Below are 16,648 nucleotides of genomic sequence, written 5' to 3' on the forward strand. Positions count from 1 at the left end.
GATTTAATCATCGTGACAATAAGTGGGTAGAACCATAACGGCTCTACCCTTGTTATGAAAACTTATTGCCAAAATGCCCTCGATGCATCAAAAAAAGCTTTCCAGTCTTGGCTATGTTTTGCCCTTTCTCTCGCGACATTATCAATGTAATAACGCATCCGTTTAATATCATCAGGGTTATCTTTTAAAACCACACCGATGAGCTGCCGTGCAACTGCTCCTGCATTGAGCGTACCATCGCCTAAGTAATGAGCTTCAAGCGCGCATGCATAAGCAATATTAACGGCCTCGGCTGTCGACATAACCGCGTCTGGCGTTTTAATATTGCCTCCATCTTTAGTATTTCCTGAGCGCAATTCTTGAAATGTCGTAACCAACAGCTCGATCACGTTGCTTGGGATTGTCACTTGGCCGTTCAGGTCAGCTAACTCTGTGGTTAATTGCTTATTAATCAGTTCAATTTCAAATGCAGGGTCTTGGATTGGCCGCACGGTTTCAAAATTAAATCGGCGTTTTAGTGCTGATGACATCTCATGAACACCGCGATCACGCAAGTTTGCTGTACCAATTAAATTAAAGCCTTGTTTCGCGCTGATCCGTGCATTGTCTTTCATTTCAGGGATCATCATTTGCTTTTCTGACATCAAGCTCACCAGCACATCTTGTATTTCAGGGGGGCAGCGTGTGATCTCTTCAAAACGCACAATTTTACCTTCTTGCATACCTTGGTATAACGGCGAACTAACCAGTGCTTTCTCCGTCGGGCCTTCCGCCAATAGCAATGCATAATTCCATGAGTACTTAATGTGATCTTCTGTTGTGCCCGCGGTTCCTTGAATGGTTAAACCTGAATCACCACTAATTGCAGCAGCTAATAATTCAGATAACATGGATTTTGCCGTCCCGGGTTCCCCTACTAGCATTAGTCCTTGCTTACCTAATAACGTCACAATTGCACGGTCAACCAAAGCATCATCACCGAAAAACTTTGCAGAAATATTGAGTGATTCATCACCTAAAATAAATTGCCTAACGGCACGAGGTGAACGCAGCCACCCTTGTGGTTTCGGGTTTTGTTTATCCGCTTCGGTTAAACGTGCCAATTCATCGGCAAAACGAATTTCTGCGCTTTCACGCAGAACATTCCCTTGTGTTGTTTTATTTTTAGTCATTCCAAAATCCTACGTTAAACCCGCTTACCAAGGTGTTTTCTTTTCCCACTCAGGGTCAAAACCTGCACACGCATCCGCAACTTTTAAATAATCCGCATAGCTTTCAGCTAATAAAATAGGCGGGATATCTTTTAACTCGATATAGCTGCGGTTCCATGAGCTTTGTTGTGATTTTTCAAAGCTTAGTGAAAATAAGACGGCTGGGATATTTTCCTCTGGCACATAGCTACCACTAAACTCGATATAGACATAAAAACCTAAACTAGCGAAATGTTTTGCATAATGGGTAAAGCTTCCACCATCTTCCGCTTGCCCACGTTGGTAACCCATTTTCGTCAAGACGCCACGCAAGGTATAGGTGTCGGTTAACCACCCTTTACGGTCTTCAATTTCAGTTAATTTCAGATCCAGATCAGGGACTTTATGTTCCATTTGTGAAAATAAAAATTTCACTTTGTAATCTGTAAAGTGCGTTATCCACGCTTTTCGCTCATCTTCACTGACCAATGCAGCATGGGCTAATTTGATATAAGAATCAGTGGATAACGTGATTTCATCGTCATCTAAATTTAATAAACTGCCATCGTCTGATGGACGAAATACATTTAGAATGTTGTTGTCTTTCGTTTCTATCCAAACTAATTTTTCGATAAGCCCACGCATCACTGGGTGTGCTTGAATATATTCCTGCCAGTCTGCCGTTGTCCAAAGGCGCTCTGCACACATCGCTTCGTACAAACGTGCAGTTTGTAGTTCAATCACTTGCTTGAGCTCTTTTTTACTCGCAGTAAATAGTTTTTTAGATTCTTTAGCTAATTCTTCATTGTCTGTTTTGCGTGCAGCAGGTAATGCTTTGATTTCTTTACCTTCAGGATTAAACAAAACGAGTTTTTGCTGTGCGTCCAGTTTCGCGGTAAACGTGCGGTCACCGTATTCAAGTGCCAAGATACCTGTTTCATCCATTCCGGCTGTCGGTATCGTTCTATCTGCGAGTTCATCTGCGCTCCAACCATTACGTTCAGCAATTTGAGCAACAAGCCCGCGTGCTTTTTCCTGAACTGACGCGGTACGATAACGACGAGAAAGAGACAATAATAGTTGGATAATCAGTGGGTCATTACTCGTTGCAACCGCATCAATCATGGCTTCAATTTGTGCACGGCGCTGGTAGTGATCACGCATATAGTTACGCAATGTGGTCACGGCAAGATGCCCTTCAATGCCACAGATCAGGGCTAACATTCCTTTATCACTAATAGCGGAACCTAAATAACGGCGCAGAACTTCATTTTTTATCTCATTAAATGTCTGTTCTAAAGTATAGTTTTCATACTGACTATAATATTCAGGCCAGCGTTTCACCCAATCTTGATAATTAGCTAAGCGTTTTGGCGCATCACGTTCTGCTTCCGCCATTGCCATTTCTAATGACGGCCCAGCAATATCTTGGCCGATAAAGCTATTTAAAATAAAACTGCCTAGTTTCTTTTGGCTCTCCACCGAAAGCAAACCAATATAACGTTGTAGCAGCCCATTCCCTGCTGGCATTTTTAATTTAACCGCTAGGATCACCCACCAGCGAATAATATCTGCTTCTACGGGTTTATTATTTTGCCAAGTTAATACCGGCAAAGAATCTAGGTTAAACCATGCCATACTGGCAGGCGCTTTCGCTTTTAGCCCTTTTTGCGCTTCAGCTAATAACACTTTAGGTGCAAGGTAACCAGAAATATCTTCCCCAAATTGTTCCAAAGCGGTTAATAAGGCCGCCCGCACAACTTCCCGTTTTTCTTTCTTTAATAAGGCGTAGAGTGGTTTTAATGAATCTGGATTATTCAAACGTGCCAGCCATTCAATGGCAGTGACACGAATTTCTTGTTTGCCTGATTCTAACCCTTCTGCTGCATTAAGATGAATATTCGGTAATGTCTCTAGTAGTTTCTGCGCACTCAGACGATGGGTTTTATTTTCCCCTAGGGCCAACTCCATAATACGTGGAATAAATCGCGCAGGAATGGTCGGCAACATTGCAAGCACATCAATTCCACTCGCCGCATCATATTCTTGGTAATAGCACTGAGTTTCTTGTTGAGGGATTAAACCCAATGCTTCTGCAATAAAATCTGGATGTTGAATGAAAAACGGCCAAACTTGTGCTGGCTGGTTAAAAATGGCTAACCCATTGGCATATGAGCGTAAGCAAAGGTCTGCAATCAACCGTGTTGCGTTTTTAAAATGACATTGTGTTAACGTTTTTTCTAATTGGCGCAATTCTATTTGCCCAAGAATTCTTGGTGTTTCTTTTGCGATGATTTCCGTTAATAGGTCAAAATGCCAATGTTTTCGATGTTCTAACTTAGTATCTCGCGAATTATCATAGGTTTTTGCAAAAGCATCGCCCATTAAATAACTCATCCATGACGGTAATTCAGGTGTTAATACTTTGATATTGATATCTTGGCATGCCGCCGCTAACACTTTAGCAAAACGGGCTATCTGTGATGCAGTAATGCCATCACCCACTTTTGAATATAATTTATGCCTTGCGTTTGCCCCTTGGCGAATTAATTTATTATATTGGCTCGAGTTAAAGTTATTTCCCCCCCACCACCAATCTACGGTGCCAGGTTTATCGAGTAAAATAACCGCTTTTTCGTTATCTAATTGGCTTAGTTGAACCAATACTTCTGGCGATTTTCCATCTAGCACATACTCTAAAACAGTTTTAGGCAATGCTTCATCTAATACTGACAAAGGCAAAAGCGCTTCTTGTAAATATTGTTCTGCAACAGGTGATTCTTTTTTCCCAAAAATTGAAAGAAGATTAAATGTGAACTTCGCCATGTGATATCCCTAAAAGTATTTATATAACAACTTCTTATCATTTTAATGATATCGTCACAATTTGATTATTCTTAATCATTTTTAATTAAGATATATCGCTCAATCTGCCCTGCCAATTTAAATTCTGCCTATAGGAATATCCCAGTAGATTTACTCTTGATAATTAACTTTTGCCCAGTAAATAATTTAATTAACTGTCTTATATCTCTATTTTTCTTTTTATTATGTTGATGGCAATTTTGATAACAGTTTGTTGTTATTTACATCAAATTTATTTCGCGAAGAAAAGCGTTGACTAAACACATAATCTAATATTAGACTAAAAATCCAATCAAGGTATTTTATGCATAATGAGGTAAATATGAGTCAACGGATTGAGTGTGTGAATGCACCGACACTCATTGCCCCCAAAGGGCATTATTCACACTGTGTTACTGCCAATGGTTTGTTTTTTATCTCAGGACAATTACCCGTTGATAAGCTCGGCAATGCGGTGATTGACGTGTCATTCCAAGAGCAAGCCTTGCTTGTGCTTGATAATTTACAAGCATGTTTAGATGCCGTTAACTGTAGTAAAGCACAGTTGGTTCAAGTCCGAGTTTATATCGCAGATATGGAAAATTGGCCGTTATTTAACCAAGTTTATGCTAATTGGATAGGTGACCATCGCCCAGCCCGTGCTGTCGCAGGTGTTGCTGAACTGCATTTTGGTGCAGCCTTAGAAATTGAAGCCGTTGCAGTGTCTGCTTAATTAATTATTATTCATTGGGGTTATATATGTCAGAATTAATATTACCGACTTATCAAGATGTGGAAGCAGCTGCACGACGCATTGCGGGTTTTGCGCATAAAACCCCTGTTCTCACATCAACCACCGCAAATAAAGAATTTGGGGGTGAACTGTTTTTTAAATGCGAAAACTTCCAGCGTATGGGGGCTTTTAAATTTCGTGGAGCCTTTAATGCCTTGAGCTTGTTAAGTCCCGAGCAGAAAAAAGCAGGCGTTATTGCATTTTCTTCTGGTAACCATGCGCAAGGTATCGCTTTAGCCGCGCAACTTTTGCGCATTCCAGCCACCATTCTGATGCCCAATGATGCACCTGCCGTTAAAGTTGCAGCTACGCAAGGTTACGGGGCCACCGTTATCCGCTTTGATCGTTATAAAGAAGATAGAGAAATACTTTGCCAGCAACTCGCAGCCCAACAGGGGTTAACCATTATTCCACCTTATGATCACCCTGATATCATCTCTGGCCAAGGCACAGCAGCCAAAGAACTGATTGAAGAAGTGGGTGAATTAGATGCCCTATTTGTTTGCTTAGGTGGAGGAGGTTTACTCTCAGGGTGTGCCATTGCAACCAGAGAATTATCGCCTAATTGCCAAATTTATGGGGTTGAACCTTTAGCGGGCAATGATGCACAACAATCATTTCGTCGAGGGGAAATTGTACATATAGACACGCCAAAAACTATCGCAGACGGTGCCCAAACCCAACATCTAGGTAACTACACCTTTGCAGTAATCAAAAATAAGGTTGATGATATTTTCACTGTAACCGATGAACAGCTAATTGACCGCATGAAATTTTATGCAGAGCGCATGAAAATTATCGTTGAGCCGACAGGTTGCTTGTCCTATGCTGCTGCCCTTGCCCACAAAGAACAGTTCCAAGGTAAGCGCGTGGGGATCATTGTCAGCGGTGGCAATGTTGATATTCAGCACTTTGCACAATTAGTTTCATAAGTAGCTAACTAGTTTTATAAAGAATTAGTTTCATAATGATCGCCACCCTTCATCTATTAGCAATACGAAAAATAGGTTAAAATTAGGGATTAACGCTTGATAGATGAAGGGAAATTGCATGTCAGAACAAAAAAATAATTCATTACTGGCTCAAGTTGAAATTATTGCAAAAGGTCTTAGTGAAACATTCGCCCCTTTTTGTGAGGTTGTTGTACACGACCTTAAAAATCCAGAGCACTCAATCCTGTCGATTCATAATAACTTATCTGGTCGCCAAGTTGGTGAGCCGACTACCGAACTCGGCCATGCAAGAATTGAATCTGAAGATTTTCCGAACATCATAGCCAATTATACCAACCAATTTTCCGATGGGCGCCCAGTAAAAAGTACTTCGATTGGTATTAAAGATGAGTCAGGGAAATATATCGCAGCATTATGCTTAAATCTGGATATGACGTTATTTAGAAGTATGCAAAGTATGTTATCGCAATTTATTGACGTGGGAAATAGCCCAATAAAAGAGCATATTGAGCCTAATGGGACCGAAGCGATTCGCATACGTATTGACCAATATGCAGCAGCCTTAGCAGCAACCCCACGCACATTGAAAGCGGACGAAAGAAAAAACTTAATTGAAGTGCTACGCAATGAAGGCCTGTTAGATGTGAAAAAATCCATGGAAACGGTGGCACAGCACTTAGGAATATCAAGGGCTTCAGTTTATTTGTATGCCAAAAAAGAAAGTTAACTATTTGCCTTTCTTAATATCTGTTTAATACTGATAGGGAAAAAATCATTCACATCTACGCCGACATTAATGGCTCGGGGCCCTAATACCGCTAAACGCTTAAACTGCTCAGGGTCTTTACCTGAATTATGAACATGTCCATATAAATGAATCGCATCACGGAAGAAGCCTTGCCATTCTAATATTGGGTAATGGAATAACACTAATTTCTGTTTTTGATATTCCAACTCATAATAGCTTTTAACCCATTCAAACAACGATTGGTCGAATTCAGGGTCGTCTAAAAATTTATCATGATTGCCGCGGATCAAATATTTTTTCCCCGCTAAACGGCGTAATATTTTATTGGCATCCGCACCACTACCCTTGTATAAAAAATCACCTAGTATGTAAATCTCATCATGATCAGTAACATACGCATTCCAGTTATGAATTAATGTATCATTCATGTGACTGGTGCTTTTAAACGGGCGATCACATAGGTTAATAATGTTCGAATGGCAAAAATGGGTATCTGAAATAAAGTAAATCATATAAAACCTAAAAATATATTAATAATTATTCTACTCAAGCAAACGATTTGCTTGCTAGCTATCATATCTCAATGATTTTTAATTGCTTTACAGAATTGACTGAAAAACAGATTTATATTGCATTGCCATGGTATATTTCAATTATATCATAGGTAATCATTGCCATTTTTTATGGCTCGCAATTACAACGAAACTACGGCATATAAATAGTTCTATTTATTAATAACAATTCCGGAAGAAAAATGACCGAAACCAATTCAGTTCCACTTTTTTACGATTCATTTGGTACACCAGATAATCCCACCATTGTTCTGATCCCTGGCTTAGGTGGCCATAACATTAGTTGGACGTCAGACTTTTGTCAGGAGATTGCAGATGCCGGTTTTTATCTCTTACGTATAGATAACCGTGATGCGGGTTTATCTCATCATATCAATGAGTTCCCACCTATTGATTTAGGGGTATTGATTGAAAAAATGCAAAAAGGTGAACCTTTCCCTATTCCTTATACTTTATTCGATACGGCTGAGGATATTATCCACCTCTTGGATACATTATCTATTGATAAAGCCCACGTTATCGGCCGTTCCATGGGCGGAATGATAGCACAAATAGTGGCTGCAAAGTTTCCTGAGCGTACACTCTCTCTTTGCGCGATCATGTCATCAACAGGGAACCCAGCACTGCCACAAAGCGCTCCCGATGTTATGCAAATGCTGATGAGCCCAAGTGCTAACCCAAAAGAAGATTTAGAAGGGTATTTATCAGGACAGCTTGCGTTTTATCGCCGGATCAGCTCAACGTTTGGCCCATTTGATGAAAATTATTATCGTGAATATATACTGCAGTCACTCACACGCAATCATTCACCGGAAGGAACAAAACGCCAAATTGTTGCTGTTGCCGTCACCGGAGATCTGCGTCCTTATATTCAGCAAATCAACGTCCCTGCATTGGTTATTCACGGTTCAATTGATCCGCTCTTTCCTTTAGCTGCAGGAAAAGACATTGCTGACAATATTCCTAATGCAAAATTGGAGATTATTGACGGTATGGGCCATGAAACGCCACCAATGATTAATCCACTAATCGCTAAATTGATAATTAATCACTTAAATCAATAAATTAACATACTAAGGCTCTAAAAATGAGCCTTAGTCATCCTTATAACCAACCTTGTTTCTTATGCTGTGCACAAATTGGACAAATATGGGTATTTTCTTCCCAAGAAGAAAAAGGTAAATGGCAGGTATGACACTGCGCATCATAATAATGGAAGATTTTCGGCACGTTATTTTTAGCTGTATAGCTTTGTACATGAATAGATTTAGGAAAACAAACGACTTGGCAACTCATACAACCAGTACAACGTTTTTCATCTATCAAAAATTGGTTATTTTCAATTTCTATCGCATGCTCATCACACATCTTGGCACAAGCGCCACAAAGAATGCATTTTTCCGTGTCTAGTTCGACCTTAAACCAGCTATCTTCAGGGTAAAATTGTTTTCTTGCATTTAATCCTGTTTTCACCTGCCCCTTATCTAACGGCTTTGAATCCAATTTTTGACGAAATAGCATCATCCGACGACCGCTATCGACTTGTTCAGGCTGAACAATACGTAATTGCCAAATAGGTTCTTGTAATGTTTTGAGTTTTAAATTTAATGCCGCAATCGTTGGCAACCATTTATCAACCCAGGGTTCAGCGATTTGCATACCTCGAATGCCATATTGCCGGTGCCAAACAATCAGTTCGTCCGCATTAGCAATCGGCTCATCATGGTTTACTATCAAAAATTCCCCTTGATAACTACGTTCATGGGGTTTGATATTTTCGATGGCATCGACAGGGCAAGCAAATAAACAATTACCACATTGAAAACATAATTCATTATTAATTTCTGCATCCATATGGCTAAACGATACCGCACCCACAGGACAGCTGGTGGCACAATTATCACAGATGCTATTTTTCAGGCGTTTTCTTACGCACTGACCGTTGATTATGGGTTCAGGAGGCAGCTCTAAACTAATAAAACGTCTCATTGCTCTACACTCTCCCGTTACAACAAAAATAACTTATTTAAAAATTGTTATATTTAATAGTTAAATTCTAGCATTAATTTTTACACTATTTTAGTGCAACACTCTGTAGATAAAGATGATTTGGGCTAAATAATTACTTAAAAACCACAAAACTCTCTGTATTTTGGAGCCTTGTGGTTTACGCATCCTTTCTAACTCGCTTTTTTCATATAATTATCAACAAGGTTGGTGGGCTCCCAATTCTTCTGTAAATATTCAATATCCTGAATACCAATACAGTTTTCTTCGTCTTGTAGGCGTAGTGTCGCTAACGTCTCCACTAAATGATTCAATTTTTGTTGGGTAGAATGCTCATTTTGCCCCTCTAAAGACCGCACATGAACTACTGTGGGAGCTATCGTATTCGGATACTGGAATATTTTCACACTACGTCCCTGCTCTGAAGTATAAATATATCGAGTTGCATTACTTCGGTGGTCAGGCTCTTCTCGAATAACGTCCTTATTAAAATTAATGAGGTAAATCGTGTTTTCACCGCCAAGGCTATATAGTGAATTCCAGCCTACAATTTCGCCATTAATAATAAAACTATTTTTTCCGCTAGCGTCTGTTAACAACCCATTTGAACCATTAGAGATGAAGACATCATTCCCTTCACCACCATATAAATTGGTATCACTTGTTGATGCATAAAGAACATTATTTCCGTAAATACCATCTGGAATTGAAATGGCTCCAGTTACCGCTTGCGCTTTAAATACCCGCCCGACCCCACTTCTATCCCAAACTTTTTGTTCTGGTCCCCTTGTCCGAATAAACAAGCGCCTAAATGGTGTATTTTCACTAATATGTATATTTTTTGTCTTTGTATCAAGAATTGATGAAAAGCTTAACTCGTTAGAAAAATTTTTAAACTCATCCATAGGGTGCCAAATCTGTTCTGGCGCTAATTCTCTTTTATATTGGCGCTGTTCAGCAAGGTAGCGAACTAAATGTGCCATACCATCATTATGAATATGGACTGGCATATGGGAGGGTAACCGCTGATGATGATAAACTTGATTATTGCTATTTTTATTATTTTGGGGCATTTTTACTTTGACTGTGCGCAAATTAGATTGCGATGTGTAAAAATGATAAGTCTCTCCCCGTTCGTCTATGACCTCATACTGTGCTTTAAAATTAAATAAATGAATGTTATTAAATCCAACTTGATCTAATATTTCTGTATTACCGCCCCCTTTACTTCCATCAATTAAATAGTGGTCATCCCCTCCTTGTCCATCAAGTTTGTCATTACCCAAGTCAGATAGAATTAAATCACTATTTTCACCACCATATACATAATCATCACCGTTACCTCCATACAAAACATTCACTCCTCCATTTGAAATAATAATATCATTACCTTCCCCTGAATTTATGATATTTCCTATCATGCTGTTGTCTTCAATTAGGTCATCACCATTGTTTGTATCTAGAATAGGATAACGAAAATTATATCCCTTAGGAATTTTTATGTAATCATCATTTACTGTTGGTAATTCCAAACACTCAATTGGTTCAATGTTATGAGAATCCTGTCCCATTTTTATCCTAAACAAATTCGCATGGCCGTCTTTAATATAAATTTCTTTACTTATTGGATATGATAAATTAATGAAGCTAATTTCAATTTTTTTATTACTGAATTTATCATATAAAAACATTGATGTTCCCAGTGTCTTGATATCAAACCCATTCTCATAAGGTAATAAAATGGTCATATCAAACTCATCTTCCATTTCTGGTTTAATATTTGAAAAATCAAAAATTATTTTACCTTGAAAAATCTGATCTGGGTTAACTTGATAAACATCTCTTCCTTTAGTAACCATGATATGACTGTTTCTACTGACCATTAAAAGGTGGTCATCATTACTCTCTCCTTTATATTCTAACTTACTCGCTAACCCATGAAATTTAAAATCTCCCCATAAAGGTTTATCATATATTTCATTATCAACTGAAATTGTTTTTTCACTCTTATCAATAATCATTGTAGAGCTAGCGCTACCCTGATAAGTAATATTGAAAATATTTTCACTTATAATGTGTGAAGCGCTTGAATCCAAATTATTTAGCTTAGTATTTAATACAAATCCGTCCCTTGTATATAATTGATACCTGTGAAATATTCCCCTACCGTTACTATCGATTCTATACGTGTTTTTTAAAGTAATATTCAGTGTTAAATTTTTCGTTTCTGGCTCGTCCGATTTCATTTCAATAGTTAATATAAGATCATTACCAGAAATACTGACATCCTTTATTTCGCTTAACATATACCCTAAATTTACTCGGCTTTGGCCTTGTGTATTTTCAATAATTACAGCTGATAATTCTAATAAATTATCATTTAATTCATCTTGATTATTGTGCCAATCAACACGACGTAGAAAATAGTTATCATCGCCTTCTCCACCATTGACTATCCCTGATTCAAATATTAAATGGTCATCCCCCTCCATACCTTGAATAAATGCAGTCATTGCCCCTGCATCTAATGTGTTGGATTCTTTATTACCTAATAATTCTGCTGTCGTAGAGATATCTCCAATTAGCATCACATCATTAACATTGCGCAAATGAATCGTCTTAACTTTATGATTAATGAAGGCCACCTCTGACTTTCCCTTGTTCAAATCGATATCTATTTTACTGTTGGATGGAATGTCTTTAATGATTATACTATTATTCCCTCCATTACCATCAAAATAAATTTCGTTAATTTCTTCAATGTTATTATCAAATAATAATGATAAATTTGTAATATCATCTTTTTCGCCGCCTACGAGAAACTTACTCCCTGCATTGATGTTAAATAAATTTTTTGAATTTTTTTTCCCAACGATAATATCTATTCCATTCCCTGGGTTAAAACTAATGTTTTTTTGCTTTGCTTAATTTTCATATCGGTAACCAATATTTTGCATGCCTTCATAAATAACCCTAGGCTTCTCACTTAATAATTCTCTTGCAATATCAATAGGCTGGTTTAAAAATTCATTCCCTAGTCTATTCACTCTGATATCATTATTTATATCAGGGTGAATCGTATTGGTATAATTATTTCTGGCCTGGAATAGCCGTAACTCTGATGCTGATAATGAACTTAGTTGTGTAGCAACCGACTGTTTTTTCTTTATGTTATAAAAAGTAGTTAGTTCATTTTTATGTAAAAATTGTTTTAGTAATAAGCTATCATACTCAGGATTAAGTACAATAATGTCATTGGCAACCTCCTCGCCAATATTTTTATAAGCGATAGGAGCCGTTTTATTCACTAGTCTAAAACGATAATTAAAGTTCAGTTCATTGACCCTTTGTGTTTGAAAGCTTTTTACCCAACGATTATCTTGAGAGTCATAATGATAATTTTCCCGAATAAAATTAATTTGCTCGATGGTATAGTAAGGCCCTATTTCATCACTATCAATATGACTAAGGGGTCCACGGTTATCCACACCAAAAAACTCTGCACTACTAATTATTTTTGAGTTATTTCTATAATAAATATAATGTTTGATATGTTCAACAAGGATCGGTTTACCAACCAATTGTAAGTGTTCATCAAAACCTTGATATAAGAATGACGACTTGAACGTATCTAAGTCTTGTTGCCAATTTATATTTTTGAAGTGTGTTAAATGCTGTTTATAACTAAATCGATTTAATATGTTGTCTGATGGAGGAAAACCAAGTGCAGCACGAATACCTTCTCTGGCTTTTTCATCCCAGTCTAGAGATTCACCGAGCTCATCTTCAATTTTTTCTACTGCGCGAATACCTGTATATACCATCCCTCCAATTAATAAGGAACCTGCAACAATTAAACCAACGACAGGTATTACCGATGAGCCAATGATTATACCAATTATAGTTACACCACCCACAATAATGTTAGCAATTGACAAAGAACCATTCACAATTAAGTCTTGGCGCTCTTTATCATTTGTAACCCTGTCTAGTTGTTCAAATGCTTCACAAGCTTGATAAATATCTAATCCCATTCCAATTAAATTAAATATAATTGTAATACGAGCTATAATTTTTGATGATACATTAAATGACCCGGCTTGTTTGTAAGCCAGCTTAAGTAAAATGGGCTGCAAGACCATGTCCCCATAATTAAAAAATGCATTTGCACAGGCCAAATCAAGGTTTTTCTGTATTTCTCGTCTTTCTTGTTCTGATAGATTCGGATTATCTAATTCATCGATCAACTGGTAAACAGAGTTGATTGTTAGAAATATCCCTGTAGAACCAACTCCTTGTCCAAAATAATTAGCTATTTTGGCATAGGCTGGTAATTTAATACCAATGCGCCGTAAATCCCCCACCGTTTTATCTACACCAGCTTGACTATCAAGTTGTGATCCCTGAATAATTTGCAATTGTTCATGTAGTACTGCCCGTGGTTGGATCTCTGAGTTAACATCAATGCGTCGTGTTATTTGGTCATTTTGCAAACTCTTATTAAGCATTTTAATGAGATTAGTATCTTTTAGATCCTCAGTTAAAAAGGTTAGTTGGAACGCTAATTTATCAGGGTTAAATTTAACATCCCCCTCCCAGTTAGGTACCTGAATATGTTTAAAATCTAGTGGCTCACCATTTATTGTTGCCCCAATATCTCTAAGTTTATTTAATGATGTTACCTGCTCGCCAAAAGTAACTTCCGTATCATCAATCACTGATATTGCTGATGACTTAAAAAAAATATCTAGCTCACTCATTATGCTTTGCCGCATCCTGAGGTATGCTTCACTCTCTGTATTTATGATTTGCACTTCACCAAACAAGGCTTCACCCACTTTGTGCTTAAATCCCGCAATATTTCCTCTGGTTGATACTGAGCCATCCTCTTGCGTTATTTCTTGGTTAATATAATCATTAAAAACATTAGATAAGTGTTTCTTTGCCTGATTAAATTCTGAATGGCCAATAACAAGTTCGACACCTGTCGTATCAGATAAAGTCAAAAAATACTTATCATTACGTGAATAACTTGTAATTGTATATATTTCCTTATCACTTTGAAAAGTGATAATCTGATTATTTTCCATATTATCAAATAATAATATATGAGATTGCTCATTTATTTCATTAGAAACAGCTCCTAATAAATCAAAATTCGATTGATATATTTCATCAAATCTATTGAGCACTTCCTGCTCTTTATTGGTAATATTAGTTAATTCTTTTTTCCGTGTCAGCTTGGTTAAAACTTCAAATTTTCTCTTAATTTGCAAACTTTGTTCGTCAGTTAAATTGCTATGCTGTAAAAGGCGTAAAAAGCAGATATTCTCAAATGAATGTATTTCAACTGGCAATTTATTTACTGTAACATTGAACCCCACTTTATATGATAACTGAGATAATGCTGCATAATTAGATTTTCGTTTCTCATGTAAATCTAAAGTTAATCTAAATTCTTTTTTTAATGACTTTGCGTTTCCAAATGGGGTTTCAATATCTATATAGAGGATTAAAAAATCATCCATATATTGATTATATTCTCTTAATTTCATTGGATCTTGGACTAGTTTTAAAACTTCTGCATGATTAAAGCCTTGCCCACTAGGGAATAGCTCACTCAAACGGTTTATAGACTGCTTACTTAAGTAGTTTATTTTTTCAGGTTGGAGGCTCAAAAACTCTAAAATATTTTTTACTTCAATAGCTTGCTGTTTAATCCTAGTGGTGTCATCATCAATAAATATTGAATTCCACATATGAGAGAAATCATTTTCATTCTCAGCGTCACAAATTTTATTAATTTTTTTACTGATAATGGGGTCATATGCTGCAATATTTAATTTGTTCTTATCGACACTTCCATCTTGGAATGTAAAATACCCTTTTAAATAAAGGTGTTTATTAATATCAATATGCTCTGCTAGTAAATTACCTATACTAATATCTTCAAGTAATGCTTTTATTTTATGTCTTGGTTCAAAATTATTTTCTAAAAAAATTTTAGTATATATCCCATTTATTTTTAGCTTACTCGTCAACTCCTCGCCAAAAATCGCCTTTTCTTCTTTTGTCAAAAGTGCCTTTTTATCGGTTAAATATAGAATAATATTTCCTGGCATTTTAAAAGCATACCTTGTTTTTAATACATTCAATGAGTTAGCATAGTTTTGAATAAAACCAGGTTCAGAATGAAGATTATCTATTAATATCCACTGTTGTTTAGATGCTTTTAGTAAATGTTCTATATCTCCATACTCTGAAAAAAATTCCATCGAATTCGGGTTTACCTGAAACACTAATGTATTATCGGGGGAATATTTTACTAGTTCTTCTGCATATTTTTTGCCTATAGAGCCTCTCCCTGAACGAATAATAATTTTGACAGTATCATTAAATTTCTGTGGATTAGCATTGACATCGTTTTTATTAATCATTAACCATAATGGTGTTTCTAATATTCCAACATTTTCATATTCACGAATTAGTTCACTTCTAAAATCACTATTAAATTGAGTATCTTTCGCATTTAACTTCTGTTTAAAAATAGCGTATGCATCATGATTAAAAGCCGCTTTTTTAATCAAATCAATATCGATTTTATACTCATTATTTGGATCCCTAAAAATATCCATAGTAGTAGAATGGTCATCTTTGATTAATTGCCAAACTTCTAACTCACCACTTCTTAGCTCATCGATAAAATATAAACTGGCATGCTTTCCATTAATATAGCTCTGTTGGTTAGTTTGGTTAACATTAATTTCCAACCTCCAATTCTTAGTAGACTGTTTTTCCCCTGCTAAATTATATGGCCAAGTTATTTTTTTACTGTCACTCGTGACACCGATAGGTCGATTATAACCTACTACTGGAAGATATATTCCATGCTTAGCTAATTCGATACTTGCCCTAAAAACAAAGTTTTCATTTACCCCCCCGCGTCCTAATTGGCAGCCTGCCAAAACAATCTTATTAGGTGGATATACCTTCAGTACATCATTTTTAAGATACTTCAACCCTGTAATAAGTTGGTAAGCTTGGTACCCTTCAAAGTGGCTTTGCTGGTTACGTCCAGTATATTGACCATGGCCAATAACCGCCCAACGTATTTTCCCGTTAACTTGAGTTTGTAAATCACCATGTAGTACTTTCCACTGTTCATTTTTAATATCAAACTGTATAACAAGCGAATTACTAGGAAATTTTGCTAATAATCTCCCCGTTGATTTAGCTGCTGTGTCATCACCTCCTATTTGGATTAAAACATGATAATTATATGTCGAGTCACTTGTAGGCCGACTCATTAAATGATGAAAAATTGTAAGCCTTGTGAATTCATCTATAGGATTAAACCAATTAGATATATTTTTAAGTTCGGAAGACTGCTCCCCTACTAATGGACTGCCATCTATGTGTTCCGTTAAAAATATCAAATCATCATCTTTATTAATTATTTTATCATTAGTTTTCTTATCATTTACATTTATCATCTGAGTTTTCTTTCCATGTCAAATTAAAGCCCACCTTCAACTTAACAA

At 36.8% G+C, this 16,648-nt stretch carries 10 protein-coding genes; 4 read left to right on the forward strand and 6 right to left on the reverse strand.

What is annotated here, in order from left to right:
• Positions 1-62 precede the first annotated feature (62 nt).
• Complete coding sequence (locus P3L44_RS10290) at positions 63-1,172, reverse strand: ATP-binding protein (protein ID WP_272662380.1); 1,110 nt, start codon at positions 1,170-1,172, stop codon at positions 63-65.
• Between the two features lie 24 nt (positions 1,173-1,196).
• The gene (locus P3L44_RS10295) at positions 1,197-4,016 is read right to left on the reverse strand and encodes a DUF4132 domain-containing protein (RefSeq protein ID WP_272662382.1); all 2,820 of its coding nucleotides are present in this window, start codon (positions 4,014-4,016) and stop codon (positions 1,197-1,199) included.
• A gap of 361 nt (positions 4,017-4,377) precedes the next feature.
• On the opposite strand from P3L44_RS10295, the gene P3L44_RS10300 reads away from it, so the two are divergent.
• The 3 genes from P3L44_RS10300 to P3L44_RS10310 all read left to right on the forward strand — a co-directional run bounded on the left by P3L44_RS10300 (position 4,378) and on the right by P3L44_RS10310 (position 6,507).
• Positions 4,378-4,767, forward strand: coding sequence for a RidA family protein (locus tag P3L44_RS10300; protein ID WP_180359529.1), 390 nt, complete (start codon positions 4,378-4,380; stop codon positions 4,765-4,767).
• A gap of 26 nt (positions 4,768-4,793) precedes the next feature.
• A complete protein-coding gene (locus P3L44_RS10305) occupies positions 4,794-5,759 on the forward strand; it encodes a threo-3-hydroxy-L-aspartate ammonia-lyase (RefSeq protein ID WP_112307104.1) in 966 nt (321 codons plus the stop codon).
• Between the two features lie 118 nt (positions 5,760-5,877).
• Positions 5,878-6,507 carry a transcriptional regulator gene (locus P3L44_RS10310; RefSeq protein ID WP_140172158.1) on the forward strand — a complete coding sequence of 210 codons (630 nt, stop codon included), beginning with the start codon at positions 5,878-5,880 and terminating at the stop codon, positions 6,505-6,507.
• Here the strand turns inward: P3L44_RS10310 and P3L44_RS10315 are convergent.
• Entirely contained in the window at positions 6,504-7,040 is a 537-nt protein-coding gene (locus P3L44_RS10315; protein ID WP_140172157.1) for a metallophosphoesterase, read from the reverse strand. The two genes, P3L44_RS10310 and P3L44_RS10315, sit on opposite strands and share 4 nt — an antisense overlap.
• A 242-nt stretch (positions 7,041-7,282) precedes the next feature.
• Here P3L44_RS10315 and P3L44_RS10320 point away from each other — a divergent pair, with 242 nt between their 5' ends.
• The gene (locus P3L44_RS10320; protein ID WP_196724914.1) at positions 7,283-8,164 is read left to right on the forward strand and encodes an alpha/beta fold hydrolase; all 882 of its coding nucleotides are present in this window, start codon (positions 7,283-7,285) and stop codon (positions 8,162-8,164) included.
• 40 nt (positions 8,165-8,204) lie between these two features.
• Here P3L44_RS10320 and P3L44_RS10325 read toward each other — a convergent pair whose 3' ends face one another.
• The 3 genes from P3L44_RS10325 to P3L44_RS10335 form a co-directional block, all read right to left on the reverse strand.
• Positions 8,205-9,089, reverse strand: coding sequence for a DUF362 domain-containing protein (locus tag P3L44_RS10325; protein ID WP_140172155.1), 885 nt, complete (start codon positions 9,087-9,089; stop codon positions 8,205-8,207).
• A 191-nt stretch (positions 9,090-9,280) separates the two neighbouring features.
• Complete coding sequence (locus P3L44_RS10330) at positions 9,281-11,752, reverse strand: calcium-binding protein (protein WP_272662384.1); 2,472 nt, start codon at positions 11,750-11,752, stop codon at positions 9,281-9,283.
• 279 nt (positions 11,753-12,031) lie between these two features.
• Positions 12,032-16,600 (reverse strand): C80 family cysteine peptidase, encoded by a 4,569-nt coding sequence (locus P3L44_RS10335; RefSeq protein WP_272662386.1) that lies wholly within the window; start codon positions 16,598-16,600, stop codon positions 12,032-12,034.
• Between the last annotated feature and the right edge of the window lie 48 nt (positions 16,601-16,648).

The organism is Providencia sp. PROV175, assembly GCF_032707045.1.
In the GTDB taxonomy this organism is placed as follows: domain Bacteria; phylum Pseudomonadota; class Gammaproteobacteria; order Enterobacterales; family Enterobacteriaceae; genus Providencia; species Providencia hangzhouensis.

What these genes read in the sequence shown, in the direction of transcription:
- P3L44_RS10300 (WP_180359529.1), top strand. Translation starts at nt 4,378, where the DNA reads ATGAGTCAACGGATTGAGTGTGTGAATGCACCGACACTCATTGCCCCC.
- P3L44_RS10305 (WP_112307104.1), top strand. Translation starts at nt 4,794, where the DNA reads ATGTCAGAATTAATATTACCGACTTATCAAGATGTGGAAGCAGCTGCA.
- P3L44_RS10335 (WP_272662386.1), bottom strand. Translation starts at nt 16,600, where the DNA reads ATGATAAATGTAAATGATAAGAAAACTAATGATAAAATAATTAATAAA.
- P3L44_RS10310 (WP_140172158.1), top strand. Translation starts at nt 5,878, where the DNA reads ATGTCAGAACAAAAAAATAATTCATTACTGGCTCAAGTTGAAATTATT.
- P3L44_RS10325 (WP_140172155.1), bottom strand. Translation starts at nt 9,089, where the DNA reads ATGAGACGTTTTATTAGTTTAGAGCTGCCTCCTGAACCCATAATCAAC.
- P3L44_RS10290 (WP_272662380.1), bottom strand. Translation starts at nt 1,172, where the DNA reads ATGACTAAAAATAAAACAACACAAGGGAATGTTCTGCGTGAAAGCGCA.
- P3L44_RS10295 (WP_272662382.1), bottom strand. Translation starts at nt 4,016, where the DNA reads ATGGCGAAGTTCACATTTAATCTTCTTTCAATTTTTGGGAAAAAAGAA.
- P3L44_RS10320 (WP_196724914.1), top strand. Translation starts at nt 7,283, where the DNA reads ATGACCGAAACCAATTCAGTTCCACTTTTTTACGATTCATTTGGTACA.
- P3L44_RS10315 (WP_140172157.1), bottom strand. Translation starts at nt 7,040, where the DNA reads ATGATTTACTTTATTTCAGATACCCATTTTTGCCATTCGAACATTATT.